This is a genomic window from Longimonas halophila, assembly GCF_002554705.1.
GTDB lineage: Bacteria > Bacteroidota > Rhodothermia > Rhodothermales > Salinibacteraceae > Longimonas > Longimonas halophila.
In genome coordinates this window covers 153,471-167,574 of record NZ_PDEP01000003.1, presented here as the reverse complement: position 1 = coordinate 167,574, position 14,104 = coordinate 153,471, and the positions used below count along the sequence as shown (strand labels likewise).

Genomic DNA, 14,104 nt, shown 5'->3' with positions numbered 1-14,104 from the left:
GCTTACGTCGCAAATCCCTGTGCCTATGATTGCCCCCACGGTATCCACAAACATTGATGTCGATGCGCTCTACCGCGCGTTGGCGACGCCGCGCGCCATCGAAGAAAAAATGCTGCATCTCATCCGGCAAGGGCGTATCAGCAAGTGGTTTAGCGGATATGGACAGGAGGCCATTGCGGTGGGTACGGCGTGGGCACTGCACGAGCAGGACTACATTTTGCCGATGCACCGCAACCTGGGCGTGTGGACCACCCGCGACGTGCCGCTGCGTCCGCTGCTCTGCCAGCTTTTCGGGCGTGAAGGCGCCTTCACCGAGGGGCGCGACCGCACGTTTCACTTCGGGCTGCCCGAACAGCGCATCATCGGCATGATCTCGCACATGGCCGCAATGCTGCCGGTGGCCTGTGGCATTGGGCAGGCGTTTCAGTACAAGCAGGAGGATGCGGTGGCGCTCGCCTTCTGCGGCGACGGCGGCACCCGCGAGGGCGACTTCCACGAAGCGATGAACCTGGCTGCGGTGTGGAATCTGCCCGTCGTCTTCCTGGTCGAGAACAACGGATACGGTCTATCGACGCCGACCTATGAGGCGCTCGCTGAAACCGAAATCGTGTCGATGGCCTCCGGCTACAACATGCCCGGACGCTCGGTCGATGGCAACGACATCTTTGGCGTCATCGAAGCTGTAAAAAACGCCCGCGAAACCGCGCTGCGGCGCGGTCCGGTGCTTCTGGAGATGCGCACGTTTCGGATGCGCGGTCATGAAGAAGCCTCGGGCACCGCATACGTACCCGACGAAAAGATGGACACCTGGGCTGAGCGCGATCCGGTGGAGCGCCTCGAAGAATATCTGCGCATAGCCGGGGGATGGGCCGACGACGACCTCAAAGCGCTGCAATCCGACATCGCCACCACCGTCAACGACGCCGTAGAATGGGCACTCGACCAGCCGCCGATTGAGAGCACGCCCGAGGAGGAGTCCGCAGCGGTGTATGCGCCGCATGAGCCGCACGATGAGGCTCCGCCCCTCGAAGCAGACCTTGACGACGACACCGCCACCGCCGAGCGCCGCTACATCGACGCCCTCACCGACGCGCTCGACGAAGCCCTTGCCGCCGACAGCGATGTGCTTATGATGGGCCAAGACATTGCCGAATATGGCGGCGTGTTCAAAGTCACCGATGGCTTTGTGGACCACTACGGGCCTGAGCGCATCCGCAACACGCCCATCATCGAAAGCGGCGCGATTGGAGCCGGGCTGGGCCTGGCCATCGAAGGGCTGCGTCCGGTTGTGGAGATGCAGTACGCCGACTTCATTGCGTGCGGATTCAACCAGATCGTGAACAACCTGGCGAAGACGCACTACCGCTGGGGGCAGCCCGTGAACGTGACGATCCGTGCGCCCTACGGCGGCGGCATTGGTGCCGGGCCGTTCCACTCGCAGTCGCCCGAAGCCTGGTTCTGTCATGTGCCCGGTCTAAAAGTTGTGATGCCGTCCACGCCGCGCGATGCCAAGGGCCTGTTGCACAGCGCGCTGCATGATCCGAACCCGACCCTGTTCTTCGAGCAGAAAAAGCTGTACCGCTCCATTCGGGGCGAGGTGCCCTCCACGCCCTACCGGATTCCGCTGGGTCAGGCGCGCACGGTGCGCGATGGGGTCGATGCCACCATCGTAACGTACGGACTGGGCGTGCACTGGGCGCTCGACGAGGCCGCTCACTGGGCCGAGGCGCACGACCGCTCGGTTGCCGTGATTGACCTGCGTACGCTCGTGCCGTGGGACAAAGAGACGGTCCGCGCCTCCCTGAGTGAAACCAGCCGCGTGCTGGTCCTGCACGAAGCCACGCGCACTGCCGGATTTGGCGCTGAACTGGCCGCCGAGATCACCGAAGACCACTTTGAGCTGCTGGATGCGCCGCCGATTCGCGTCGCCGGGGCCGACACGCCGATTCCCGCAACCAAAGAACTCGAAGAAACAACCTTCTCGGCCAAGCGCGACCTGCGTGATGCTATTGAGCGACTGATGGCGTACTGAGAACGCGTTGTGCTATAGGTTCAGAAGTCGCACAGCCCTCCCAACGTCCGTCATCCAGATCCTGAATCGAGTTCAGGACAGGCAAGGCGCCTCTGGCGCCGCTGATCTGGAGCCGAGCGAAGCGACGCACGAGGTAATCCATTCGCCGTTTGAGGGCGAACTCACTCCGCTAACGCATCCGTCTGGGATGACGGTGTGGGGGCATAAACAAGCATTTCTGCATGTTCAACAGCGATCAGATGTATACCATAACGCATACTAAGAGCCTTGTGTGTTTGACTGGATCTTGAGATTATAGAGTTGGAGGGAGGCAGTAGTGCGGGAGATCCCTCGGCTGCGCTCGGGATGACAGCAGGTAGAAGAAGGCTTGCAGCCCGTTCCCTTACCCTGCTCCCTCCTCGTCGCATGGCACCTACGGCCCCTCTGCCGTGCGACGCCTCCTTTCAGGGGCTCTGCCTCGTCTCTCTGATCGAGTTGGGCAATACGCTGCGTGAAAAGAGTAACCCTTTTGTAGATCTGATAGAACAGAGCCCCCCACTACCAACTTCTGACCCCGGCACAGCGTACCCGACTACGTACATTTAACTATTGTCCATCAGCGTTCCCCGCCATGCAAGCCCATATCATCTACGAGAACGAAGACTGGATGCCGCCGCTGCGCACCGCGCTCGACAATGCCGGTATCCCCTACGACGAATGGTTCATCAACGAAGGCCACTTCGACGTGACCGGCACGCCGCCCGAGGGGGTCTTTATCAACCGGATGAGCGCCTCCTCGCACACGCGCGGTCACACGTCGGGCGTAGCGCACACGCGTCAGCTACTGGCATGGCTGGAGCGGCATGGGCGGCGCGTCATCAACGGTGGGCATGCGTTTGAGCTGGAGATCAGCAAGGTGAAGCAGCATGCCGCGCTGGAGCAGGCCGGCATCCGCACGCCCGCTACGCGTGCCGTAATCGGTGGGCCGGAGGCATGGCTCGATGCAGCACGCGACATGGATACGCCGTTCATTACCAAGCACAACCGTGGTGGCAAGGGACTGGGCGTGCAACTTTTCAATAGCTATGCTGAACTCGAAACAGCCGTTGAACAGAGCGCCGTTGAACCCTCGCCTGACGGCGTAATGCTTTTGCAGCAGTACATTGATTCTGCTGAGCCGTTCATCACGCGCTGTGAGTTTGTGGATGGCGAACTGGTCTACGCTATTACCTCTGATACCTCGGAAGGCTTCCAGCTCTGCCCTGCCGAGGCCTGCCGCACCGACGTAGCAACCAACGACGAGCCTGACTCGCTCTTTGCCTTGCGCACTGACGTGCCTTCTGCGCTCGTCGACAAATACAAGACGTTCCTGCAACGTGAACAGATCGACGTAGCGGGCATCGAGTTTATTGAGGATGCGGAGGGCTGCTGCTGGACCTACGACGTCAACGGCACTTCGAATTACTCGCCCGATGTGGAGGAAGCGCACAACCTGAGCGGTATGGCAGCCGTGGCCGACTTAGTGCAGCGCTGCCTGGAGGCTGAGACTGCAGTGGCCTAACCACGCCCTCCCTGCGCATCCCCCTGAACATTTCCTACACGCACGGCTGAACTCCGCATGCGGTTTTCGACCGCCCTCTTTCATGCCAAGAACGCGGCGCTGCTGGTGCTGCTGTGGGCCGGTAGTCTGTGGGCATACCCGCAACTGCCCGATGCCATGCCCGGGCACTTTGACCTGCTGGGTCAGGTGTCGTATCGCACCGACACCACCCTGGCACGGTGGCTTCTGATGCCCATTCTGGGACTGCTTCTCACCGCCACGCTCTATGGCATAGCCCACCTGATGCGGCGCTTTCCGAGCATCATGAATGTGCCCGACCCCGCGACCTTTCAGCAGCTTACGCCCGATCGCCGTGCGGTGGTCATCCATCTGGTGCAAGACGTCGTGTACGGCATTGCGGCGTTGGTCCTGCTCGTGCTCACCGTGCTGCAGGTTGGCATTTACAGCGTGGCTGTATACAAGTCCAGCGTGCTACCTGTACACACGCGCACCGTACTGTGGAGCAGCATTCCCTTGCTTGCAGTACTGGGCCCGGTTATGGTATGGGGCGTGCACCGCATCACGCAGCGGCTTTATCGCGAGCAGAAGCGGTGAGAACAGAGCCAGTAGGAGGATGCACAGGATCGCCTTTTCGTAGGATGTGCACGCAGGACTCCAGGTGTGCCTTGCGCCTAAGCCGGACAGTGGCTACACTACACGATAGCCGCCCACAGCGTTTACTGGATTGCTCACGAACTTCTGCACGCATTAATGGCTACCCCTTCCGCCTCGGACGCAATTGTCGTGACGGGCCTTGGCGCTCTGACCCCCATTGGCCATTCGGTGGATGCATTTTGGACGCATCTGCTTGCTGGAACGAGTGGGGCCAGACGCATCACCAAGTTCGATACCACCGACTTTCGCACCGAAATTGCGTGCGAGGTGCGCGACTTTGATCCCGAAGACCACGGCATCGACTTTAAGTCGGCACGTCGGCAAGATCTGTTCAGCCAGTACGCACTGGCGGTGGCCCGCGAGGCCCTGCGCGATGCCGACCTGGCCCCCGACGATCTGCCCGAGGAGGAGCGCAACCAGTTTGGGGTTGTGTTTGGCACGGGCATCGGCGGCGGCACCATGTTTATGGAGCAGGCCGAGGTGAACTACGAGCGGGGCCCCCGGCGCATCTCGCCCTTCTTCGTGCCCATGATGATCAGCAACATGGCCGCTGGGCTCATTGCCATGGAGTACGGCCTGGGCGGTCCCAACCACTGCACCGTGTCGGCCTGCGCCAGCGGCAACGACGCCATTGCCGATGGGCTCATGCTCTTGAAGCAGGGCCAGGCCGACCGGATGCTCGTGGGCGGTACCGAGGCCTCGATCAATGAACTCTGCTTGGGCGGATTCGGCGCTATGCGCGCGCTCTCCACCCGCAACGATGATCCCCAAACCGCCAGCCGCCCGTTCGACGTAGATCGCGATGGCTTTGTGGCTGGGGAAGGCGCTGGGGCGCTCATCCTGGAGCGTCGCGAGGCGGCAGAGGCGCGTGGGGCGCGTATCTACGCGGAGCTGTGCGGATTCGGCAAGTCGAACGACGCCCATCACTACGCCGCCCCCGATCCCGAAGGCAAAGGCGCGGCCCGCGCGATGCGTCAGGCCCTCGACGACGCCGACGTCGCCCCCGAATCCGTTGACCACATCAACCTGCACGCCACCTCGACCCCAGCGGGCGATCCGGTGGAAACCAGCGCCGTGAAGCGTGTCTTCGGCGAGCATGCCTACGCCATCAACTGCTCGGCTACCAAGAGCATGACGGGCCACCTGCTGGGCGCAGCCGGTGCCATTGAAGCGGTAGCTACCGTGCTCGCGGTCGTGAACGACGAAGTGCCGCCTACCATCAACACCGAAACCCTCGACGACGGCTGCGACCTGGACTACACGCTGCATGAATCCAAGCAGCGCCCGGTGAACGTGGCACTGGCGAATGCCTTTGGCTTTGGCGGACACAACACCACGCTCGCGTTCCGGAAGGTGGAGGGATGAGCAATCAGGCGCTGCTTGACCGGGTGGGCGATGTGGTGCGAGCCTATCCGTCGATACAGGCAGCCTGGGTGTTCGGGTCGATAGCCAACGATACGGCAACGCCCCAAAGCGACTTGGATTGTGCCGTGCTGGGTCCTGCGCCGCTTGCTGCATCCATCATGCAAGTGCTCATCTCCCGCTGGGTCACCGATCAAGCGGACTGGATGCCCCTGCGTCACCGTATCGTACAAACCCGCCTGAAGCAATGGATCGAGTCCTGATCGAAGACCAGTCGACGTCGGTGGAGAGAAACAAGGAAACCGAATGAGCCGCGTAAGATAGAGAATACCTGCTACGCACCCATTAAAGCCTTGGAGCGATGCCTGCATTCGATGCCTACCGGGCCACATTGCGTAAGCGCATGCGTCGGGACGCACGTGCGCAAGAGCAGCAACGCGCGCAGGCACAGGACACGGCCCGTCAAGTCGCACAGTGGTTGCGTACAACATACGGCGTGAAGCGGGTCGTTCTTTTTGGATCCATAGCAGGTGAAAATACATCGCTTGGTCCGCGCTCCGACATTGATCTTGCGGTCTGGGGTCTTGATCCCAAACTGTATTTCGAGGCGGTAGCCCGAGCGCAAGATAAAGCAGCTCCGTTTTCGGTAGATCTCGTGCAAGCCGAACGATGCGCTGATTCGCTGCAAGCGGTCATTGCCCGCGACGGAATGGTGCTATGAGATAAATGTACATTGCTTCCTGGGGCGAACGGTCCCCCGTTCGCCCTCGCCAGCCCTCCCGGAGATGGCCGCGCTGGACAGCGCTCTCAGTCTCTGGCTACTGGCATATTTCTTCCATCACATAGCTGCTGTCAAGAGCGCATCCGTCAGACATTGGCAGACCTGCAATCATTCGCGGATATGCTCCAACGCCTCGCCTCCAATACCAAACCGCCCGCCCCGTAACGCCCCTGCGTCATGCACGCCCTGCGCCTGTTCTTCCAACTGCTCACGCCGGCCGAGCGGCGTCGGCTCTACGGGCTGTTTGCGGCCGTTGTGGCAATGGCGCTGCTGGAGGTGGTGAGCGTCGCCTCCATCATGCCCTTTCTGTCGGTGGCCGCCGACCCCGCCCGCATCCACACAACGCCATACCTGCAGTGGGCCTACGAGTCACTCGGGTTTGCAGATACGAATGCCTTCCTCATTGCGCTGGGATTCGCTGCGCTTGGGGCCATGCTCGTAAGTAACACGGTCATCGTAGGCACCACCTGGGCAATGTACCACTACGCCTGGATGTGGAACCATAACCTGTCGCGGCGGCTGTTGCAGCGCTACATGGAACGCCCCTACGCCTACTTCCTGACGCGCAACAGCGCCGAACTCGGCAAAAACGTGCTCGAAGAGATCCGCGAGGTCGTCAACGGCATGCTCGTGCCTGCGCTCAAGGGCGGGGCCAAAGCCGTTGTGGCGCTGTTCATTGCCGGATTCGTGGTCGCCTACGATCCGTGGATCGCACTCATCGCAGCATGTGTGCTGGGGAGCGCCTATGTCGTCATGTACATGGGCATCCGCCACCGCATCCGCCGCTATGGCGAGGAGCGCGTGCAGGCCAACAGCGCGCGCTATCAGCATGTAGCGGAAGCCTTTGGCAGCATCAAAGAGAGCAAGCTGCACAGCGCCCATGCTGCCGAGCGCCTGCGCCGATACACGAAACCCTCGGCGCAATACGCACGCTACCAGGCCCGCTACAGCGCATTGCAGCACATGCCGCGCTACGCGCTTGAGATCGTCGCCTTTGGCGGCATCATCCTGATTGCCGTCTATCTGATTGCCGTGCAAGACACCCTGTCGAGCGTCATCCCTACGCTGGGCGTGTACGCCTTTGCCGGATACCGCCTCTTGCCTGCACTGCAAGGGGCGTTCAAGGGCGCAGCCAGCGTGCAGTTCAACACCGCGGCGCTGCGTGATCTGCGCGAAGGTCTTCAGGGGGATGCGAAGGCCTCGGCCTCCCCAACATCTGCACCAGCCCCCAAGCCGCTCCCGCTGCACGAAGCCGTGACGTTCGACACGGTCACGTTTCGCTACCCCGGTGCGCAGCGTACCGCACTTCAGAACGTATCAATACGAATGGACACCGGGCAGACCGTCGGCATTGTGGGCGCCACCGGATCCGGAAAGACCACGGCCGTCGACCTGATGCTGGGGCTGCTGGCGCCGCAGCAAGGCACGATTCGCATTGACGGCGAGCCGCTCCGTGGCAAGGTGCTTCAGCGGTGGCAGCAGGCGATCGGCTATGTGCCGCAGCACATCTACCTCGAAGACACCACCATTGCGCAAAACATTGCCTTTGGCGTGCCCCCAGGATCCATTGACATGGAGGCCGTGCAGGAGGCCGCGCGCATGGCGTGCATCGCCGACTTTGTGGAGCACGAGCTCCCCGAGCAGTGGCAGACGCCGGTTGGCGAGCGTGGCGTGGCCCTTTCAGGCGGACAGCAGCAGCGCATCGGGCTGGCGCGGGCGCTGTACCGGCAGCCATCCGTGCTTGTCCTCGACGAAGCCACCAGTGCACTGGACCACGCCACCGAAGCGCACGTCATGCAGGCCCTGCACAAGCGCGACGCACACCGCCTGATCGTCTGCATTGCGCACCGCATCCACACGCTCAAGCAGGCCGACCACATCATTCAGATCGAAGCGGGCCGCGTGGTGGCGCAGGGCTCCTACGATGCGCTGCAAGCAGGCACCGGAGCGTTTGCCTCCGCATCCCCCTAAACCACAGGCCCAACACAAGCCGGAACGTAGCCGAAGCCGCAAGATACACGTCCCGTTGCTGCACCAACACGTCTAACCAAACGAAACGCCCGCGTGCACACATTCTTTGCGGGATACCCCGCGTAAACAGCAGCCCCCGTGTTGCAATCCGGCAGCGCCGCATCTACCTTTACATGCATCTGATAAGACACCAACCGCAGCGTATGTCAACCGACAAGCAAATCACGAGCAAAGTACCCAGCGACCGTCCCGGAGCCAGCGGCGAGCGTCCCGTGGCACTCGTCACCGGCGTAACCGGCCAAGACGGATCGTACCTGGCCGAACTGCTGCTCAATAAGGGATACGAAGTGCACGGCATCAAGCGGCGTGCGTCGCAGTTCAACACGGATCGCATCGACCACCTGTACACCGATCCGCACGAGGAAGAGGTGCGCTTTTTCCTCCACTACGGCGACATGACCGACTCGTCGAACCTGATTCGCATCGTGCAGGAGACGCAGCCGGATGAGATCTACAACCTGGCTGCGCAGAGTCACGTGCAGGTGAGCTTCGACAGTCCCGAGTACACCGCCGACGTAGACGCGCTGGGCACGCTGCGGCTGTTGGAAGCCATCCGCATCCTGGACCTGACCGACAAGACGCGGTTCTACCAGGCGTCGACCTCAGAGCTGTACGGCAAGGTGCAAGAAACGCCCCAGAGCGAAACGACGCCGTTTTATCCGCGGAGTCCGTACGCTGCCGCCAAGCTCTACGCCTACTGGATCACGATCAACTACCGGGAAGCGTACGACATCCACGCCTCCAACGGGATTCTCTTTAACCACGAGAGTCCGCGCCGTGGCGAGACCTTCGTGACGCGCAAGATTACCCGTGCCGCCGCGCGCATCAAACTCGGACTGCAAGAGACGACCTACCTGGGCAACCTCGACGCCAAGCGTGATTGGGGTCACGCCCGCGACTACGTGCAGGGCATGTACCTGATGCTCCAGCAAGACACGCCCGACGACTACGTGCTGGCCACGGGCCAGACCACAACCGTGCGCGACTTTGCGACGCTCGCCTTCAAAGCCGCCGACATCGACATCGTGTGGAAGGGCGAGGGCGAAGACGAAAAAGGCTACGACGCCGACACCGGACAGTGTGTCGTTGACATCGATCCCCGCTACTATCGCCCGACCGAAGTCGACCTGCTCCTGGGCGACGCCGAGAAAGCGCGTGAGCAGCTGGGCTGGACGCCGCAGCACTCGCTGGAGGAGATGGCGGAGGAGATGGTGGCTCGCGACCTAAAGGCCGCAAAGCGAACCTCTATGACCCAGAGTGACGCGTGACTGCTGGCATAGACAGCGGGAAGCCCCTCCACGAGTAAAGGATACAGCGTGCATGCTCAGTGACGTACAAGACCGCATCCGCCGGTTCGTCTCAGGCGCGGCGGGTACGAGCTTGCAGAAGCTTATCCTGCGAGCGTCGTCGGGCACCCTTGGGGTGAAAATCGTTGGGGCAGGTCTTGCCTTCCTGATGCAGATCGTGCTGACCCGCACGCTGGGCGCAGCGCAATACGGTATTTACGTGTACGCTCTTACGTGGGCCCAACTTGTGGCGTTAATTAGCGCTTTCGGGTTCTCGACAGCGTCGGTACGGTTTGTGTCGAAGTACCTTGGGCAGAACGAGATGAGTCGGCTCCACGACTACCTTGCGTTTAGTCGGCGCACGAAAACCGGCATCTCGCTCGGTATGGGCGCTCTGTTTGCCGTGATAGCTGGATTGGTATACGCAGAAGCCGAGACGCAGACAACCTTTCTCATCGCCGCACTGCTTCCCGTCGTGCAGTCCACGCTGGCTGTTCGTATAGCCGAGATGCGTGGGGCCCAGTACGTCGTAGCTGGCTATACCATCGAGCAGGTTGTTCGCCCGGTGTTCGTGATTGTATGCATGGGAGCAGCCGCCTGGGTAGGCTGGGCCGTTCTTTCGTACGAGGCGATGGTGTTGTACGTAACGGGAACCACATTGGCTGCAGGCACGGCTATTTGGGCAACGCGCCGTGTGTTGCCCAGCGAAGCGCAGAGTGAGTCCAGAAGCAATACCCACACAGCCCGCGATGTAGCTCGGGCCACTTGGTTTCGGACTGCTCGCGACATGGCGCTTATTGCAGGGTTCAATTTGATCCTATTTCGCGCCGACACCATCATGGTGGGAAGTTTGATAGGGACCGAGGCGGCTGGGCTTTACGCCGTGGCGAGCAAAGGCGCAGGGTTGGTTGCGTTTGTAATTGTTGCAGTTAATGCCAGCGTAGCCCCGATGTTTGCAGATCTGTATGCGAAAGATGATAGAGACGAACTGCAGTCGGTCGTAACGTTTGGAGCGCGACTCATCCTGATAGGAGTGGCCAGTGCTACGATATTTCTGTTTGCTTTTGCGGCGTTTCTGCTTTCGCTCTTCGGGCCTGAGTATGTAGCCAGTGTACCGATACTGCGCATCTTGTTGCTTGGTCAACTCGCCAATGCTGCCGCGGGACCGGCACTACTGCTGCTAAATATGACAGAATACGAGTCGGTGTCGGCCTGGATTCAGGGGGGGTGTGCAGTCCTCAATATCGGACTCAACGCCCTACTGATCTGGCTTTTTGGTACGGAGGGAGCAGCCGCGGCAACGGCGATTACTATGATCACCTGGAATGCACTGGCACTCGTAGCGGTGTACCATTATCTGCGCATCGATGCCTCCTTTGTGGGCATTAACGTAGAAAGATAGCCGTGGCTGTGTATCTACAAGACATTTGCTTTGCATTCCGCATTTGCTCTGTACCTTGATTAGACCTGATTGGAAAGGATCCGCATGAAACCTGTTTTTATCTTTTCGCTTCCGCGTTCAGGGTCTACGTTGTTGCAGCGCATCATTGGGTCACACCCTGAGGTGGCTACAGCCTCCGAGCCGTGGTTATTGCTCCCGCTGTGCTACATGCAGGAATCGGAAGGAGTCTACGCGGAGTATAACCATCGCGGCTACGTGCGGGCCATAAACGACTTCTACGATGTGCTTCCGCACGGAAAAGCAGACTACGACGAGGCCCTAAGCTGTTTTGTTGATACTCTATATCGAAAGGCGTCTTCTGGAAATAAAATATACTTCTTGGACAAGACCCCCCGTTACCACCTGATCGCCAACAAAATTATGGAGCTGTTCCCCGATGGGAAGTTCATATTTCTCTGGCGAAACCCGCTTTCCGTAGTTGCCTCTTTGCTTACGATGCATGAAAGCGTACGGTGGAACCTGCCCCACTACAAGATCGACCTGTACAAGGGACTGGAGCGCCTTGTGCAGGCACAGGAAGAAGCGGCATCTGCACACCGAGTGCAATACGCGCAGTTAATTACCGATCCGGGATCGGCAGTAAAAGACATGTGCTCATATCTGGGCATACAGTACAGTGAAGACATGCTGTCGGACTTTGGGGATGTGCAGCTCTCGGGACGTCTGGGAGATCCTACAGGCACAAAAAAATACACCTCCATCAGCGAGGGACCGATGAACAAATGGAAGCAGGTCCTCAACACACCCATCCGAAAGGTATGGATGAAGCGGTACCTCAAGTGGATTGGAACTCGAAGGCTTGAGATCATGGGGTACGATTATGAGCATATCGTGGAGATGCTTGACGCGATTCCTCTAAGTATGCATCATACATTTTCTGACATTGTCGGATTGATTCGAGGGGGAATGCGTATTTGGTTAGAGCCGTATATAATAAAAAGAAAAATTGAAGACGTAAAAAAAGAAAACAAAATATACGTAAATACATAATTATAACTAATTGCATAAAATAAATTATAAAATGAAAAAAAAGATTACTATATTTGACTCCGAGTCAACGGGGCATCATTTAGAGTATGTTCAGCACATCGCACAGTACGTTTGTGAAAACAGCCTTCCATATGATGTCACGCTTGTGGTGCATCCAGAAGTGGCTGCATCGGTGAGGCAGCATTTCAGTTCACCGTCCCTCTCGATACAAGGAATCGCTCCGAAAATTATAAGCCGAATAGAGACTTCCAGTAGTTTGTGGAGGCGGTCACTCTATGAGTGGGCGGTGGCACGCCGCTGGGCAGAACAGAGCAATGCCCAACATCTGGTGCTTCTTACGCTGAACTGGTTCCAACTTGGGCTTGTGTCGCCCAGGGCATTTCAGGCGGGATTCACGGTATCTGGTATTTTATTTTCGCCGTATCCACGGTGGAGGCCAGCGGCAAACGGAGGCATGGATCGTCTGCGCAATTGGATCAAGCGGCTGCGCAAGAAAGGGCTCCTTTGGCTGATGATGCGGAATCCAAACATTGCGAGTGTGCACATCCTAAACGATCCAGAAGCTGCCGAGCATCTCAACCGTGCTGTTGATCCACATGGGCGGTTTACATCTCTTCCAGATCCTGTCCCATCACTTCCGAAAAGTGAAAAGCCGACAAGTGTGTATGATACGTATTCGATTTCACCGAATCGAACACTTTTTCTGTTCTTTGGGACGATCAGCAAACGGAAAGGAATTATAGAGACCTTGAAGGCGATGCAGATGCTTTCCGAACAAGAGCAACGCCGAGGGGCCCTACTTTTGCTTGGACGTTTGAAAGAGGGACAGGAATCTCCAATCGGCGAACATCTTCGTAAGCTGCAAGCTAAGAGCAACTTAGAAGTACGCACAGACTTCCGTTTCGTAGCCCCCGAAGAATTGTCTGATGCGCTCCATAGTGCAGATGTGATTTTGGCACCGTACCAGCGTACTGAAGGATCAAGCGGTGTAATTGGGCATGCTGCTCGGGCTCATTGTCCTGTTATCGGGCCGAAGGATGGTCTTATAGGGACACTCATTCGTTCGTACCAACTTGGAGCTACAGCAGAGGTAACACAACCTGCCTTACTCTCTCAGGCTATTGCCGAAGCGATTGAAGGTAAGGTCTCTATAGCTCCCCATCTGGCTAATCAGTATGTTTCGGAGCGGTCTCCTTATAAATTCGCGAGCAAAATAGTAACACTGGAATGATGTTAAAAAAAGTAAAGAGCACGTTGGTTACCAAGATGAAAGAGAGTCCCCTCGCGTGGAGGCTTGCCAGAAGCTGCGGGATAAGTTCGCATGGTGCTATTGCAGGGAGACAGACAGACATCTGTGTTGAAGGATTTGAATCAAGTGCTAATTCGTACACGCTGAACGTCATACGTTACGTGGGGGATGATCTTTCCATTGCCCACCACTGCCACACGGCGGCAAGCGTAAAGATTGCTGTAGAACACGGCGTACCGACCGTTGTGCTTTTCCGCGATCCTGAAGATGCAATTCCCTCCGTGGTATCGCGGTTTCGGCCGGGTGTGTATGAAGCTACCGTCGCTTACACGAGCTTCTACAAAACTGTGATGAACCTTGTTGACGATATCATCCTTGTCAGTTTTGATGAGGCGACGAGCAGAACCGAGGAAATGATTAAAAAGGTTAAAGACCTTACGGCGGTCAAATTCAACGACTACGAGTCTATACAAGAAGTAGACCAGGCAGTCAAGCAGCATATCAAAGAATGGAAAGCAAAGAGCCAAGACCCTTCCACAACACCGCTGCCGACAGCAGAGCGTGAGAAGAAGAAAGGCCACGTTCGCGAGAAGATGCACAGGCTTCCTGAGTATAACCAGGCCGCCAACATGTACCAGCAAGTTTGTGCAGCATATGAGACGCAACAGCAACGCATCCATGGAAATGCGTAACTGACCCACGAAAGCGGACGATCTG

At 58.5% G+C, this 14,104-nt stretch carries 12 protein-coding genes; all 12 read left to right on the top strand.

Annotated features, from left to right (window positions below; translation table 11 throughout):
* The first annotated feature begins 25 nt into the window (after window positions 1–25).
* The gene (locus tag CRI93_RS04630; protein ID WP_098061442.1) at window positions 26–2,032 is read left to right on the top strand and encodes an alpha-ketoacid dehydrogenase subunit alpha/beta; all 2,007 of its coding nucleotides are present in this window, start codon (window positions 26–28) and stop codon (window positions 2,030–2,032) included.
* A 610-nt stretch (window positions 2,033–2,642) separates the two neighbouring features.
* Window positions 2,643–3,572 carry an ATP-grasp domain-containing protein gene (locus tag CRI93_RS04625; protein ID WP_098061441.1) on the top strand — a complete coding sequence of 310 codons (930 nt, stop codon included), beginning with the start codon at window positions 2,643–2,645 and terminating at the stop codon, window positions 3,570–3,572.
* A 57-nt stretch (window positions 3,573–3,629) separates the two neighbouring features.
* Window positions 3,630–4,166 (top strand): DUF1648 domain-containing protein, encoded by a 537-nt coding sequence (locus CRI93_RS04620; RefSeq protein WP_098061440.1) that lies wholly within the window; start codon window positions 3,630–3,632, stop codon window positions 4,164–4,166.
* A 156-nt stretch (window positions 4,167–4,322) separates the two neighbouring features.
* Window positions 4,323–5,591 carry a beta-ketoacyl-ACP synthase II gene (fabF, locus tag CRI93_RS04615; protein WP_098061439.1) on the top strand — a complete coding sequence of 423 codons (1,269 nt, stop codon included), beginning with the start codon at window positions 4,323–4,325 and terminating at the stop codon, window positions 5,589–5,591.
* Window positions 5,588–5,851 (top strand): nucleotidyltransferase family protein, encoded by a 264-nt coding sequence (locus CRI93_RS04610; protein ID WP_098061438.1) that lies wholly within the window; start codon window positions 5,588–5,590, stop codon window positions 5,849–5,851. Before fabF ends, CRI93_RS04610 begins: the two co-directional genes overlap by 4 nt.
* Window positions 5,852–5,949: 98 nt before the next feature.
* Window positions 5,950–6,309 carry a nucleotidyltransferase family protein gene (locus CRI93_RS04605; RefSeq protein ID WP_098061437.1) on the top strand — a complete coding sequence of 120 codons (360 nt, stop codon included), beginning with the start codon at window positions 5,950–5,952 and terminating at the stop codon, window positions 6,307–6,309.
* Window positions 6,310–6,546: 237 nt separating this feature from the next.
* Entirely contained in the window at window positions 6,547–8,340 is a 1,794-nt protein-coding gene (locus CRI93_RS04600) for an ABC transporter ATP-binding protein (protein WP_245850316.1), read from the top strand.
* 203 nt (window positions 8,341–8,543) lie between these two features.
* A complete protein-coding gene (gene gmd, locus CRI93_RS04595) occupies window positions 8,544–9,668 on the top strand; it encodes a GDP-mannose 4,6-dehydratase (protein ID WP_098061436.1) in 1,125 nt (374 codons plus the stop codon).
* A gap of 52 nt (window positions 9,669–9,720) precedes the next feature.
* Window positions 9,721–11,088 carry an oligosaccharide flippase family protein gene (locus CRI93_RS04590; protein WP_098061435.1) on the top strand — a complete coding sequence of 456 codons (1,368 nt, stop codon included), beginning with the start codon at window positions 9,721–9,723 and terminating at the stop codon, window positions 11,086–11,088.
* Window positions 11,089–11,172: 84 nt separating this feature from the next.
* Window positions 11,173–12,138 carry a sulfotransferase family protein gene (locus CRI93_RS04585; protein ID WP_098061434.1) on the top strand — a complete coding sequence of 322 codons (966 nt, stop codon included), beginning with the start codon at window positions 11,173–11,175 and terminating at the stop codon, window positions 12,136–12,138.
* A 454-nt stretch (window positions 12,139–12,592) separates the two neighbouring features.
* Window positions 12,593–13,369 (top strand): glycosyltransferase, encoded by a 777-nt coding sequence (locus CRI93_RS15325; RefSeq protein ID WP_176521692.1) that lies wholly within the window; start codon window positions 12,593–12,595, stop codon window positions 13,367–13,369.
* A complete protein-coding gene (locus tag CRI93_RS04575) occupies window positions 13,366–14,079 on the top strand; it encodes a hypothetical protein (protein WP_098061432.1) in 714 nt (237 codons plus the stop codon). The genes CRI93_RS15325 and CRI93_RS04575 overlap by 4 nt, the downstream gene beginning before the upstream one ends.
* Window positions 14,080–14,104: the final 25 nt, after the last annotated feature.

Bases quoted from the DNA above. Each gene is read 5' to 3' on its own strand.
- CRI93_RS04600 (WP_245850316.1), top strand. From the start codon at position 6,547: ATGCACGCCCTGCGCCTGTTCTTCCAACTGCTCACGCCGGCCGAGCGG.
- CRI93_RS04585 (WP_098061434.1), top strand. From the start codon at position 11,173: ATGAAACCTGTTTTTATCTTTTCGCTTCCGCGTTCAGGGTCTACGTTG.
- CRI93_RS04575 (WP_098061432.1), top strand. From the start codon at position 13,366: ATGATGTTAAAAAAAGTAAAGAGCACGTTGGTTACCAAGATGAAAGAG.
- CRI93_RS04620 (WP_098061440.1), top strand. From the start codon at position 3,630: ATGCGGTTTTCGACCGCCCTCTTTCATGCCAAGAACGCGGCGCTGCTG.
- gmd (WP_098061436.1), top strand. From the start codon at position 8,544: ATGTCAACCGACAAGCAAATCACGAGCAAAGTACCCAGCGACCGTCCC.
- CRI93_RS15325 (WP_176521692.1), top strand. From the start codon at position 12,593: ATGGATCGTCTGCGCAATTGGATCAAGCGGCTGCGCAAGAAAGGGCTC.
- CRI93_RS04610 (WP_098061438.1), top strand. From the start codon at position 5,588: ATGAGCAATCAGGCGCTGCTTGACCGGGTGGGCGATGTGGTGCGAGCC.
- fabF (WP_098061439.1), top strand. From the start codon at position 4,323: ATGGCTACCCCTTCCGCCTCGGACGCAATTGTCGTGACGGGCCTTGGC.
- CRI93_RS04590 (WP_098061435.1), top strand. From the start codon at position 9,721: ATGCTCAGTGACGTACAAGACCGCATCCGCCGGTTCGTCTCAGGCGCG.
- CRI93_RS04605 (WP_098061437.1), top strand. From the start codon at position 5,950: ATGCCTGCATTCGATGCCTACCGGGCCACATTGCGTAAGCGCATGCGT.
- CRI93_RS04630 (WP_098061442.1), top strand. From the start codon at position 26: ATGATTGCCCCCACGGTATCCACAAACATTGATGTCGATGCGCTCTAC.
- CRI93_RS04625 (WP_098061441.1), top strand. From the start codon at position 2,643: ATGCAAGCCCATATCATCTACGAGAACGAAGACTGGATGCCGCCGCTG.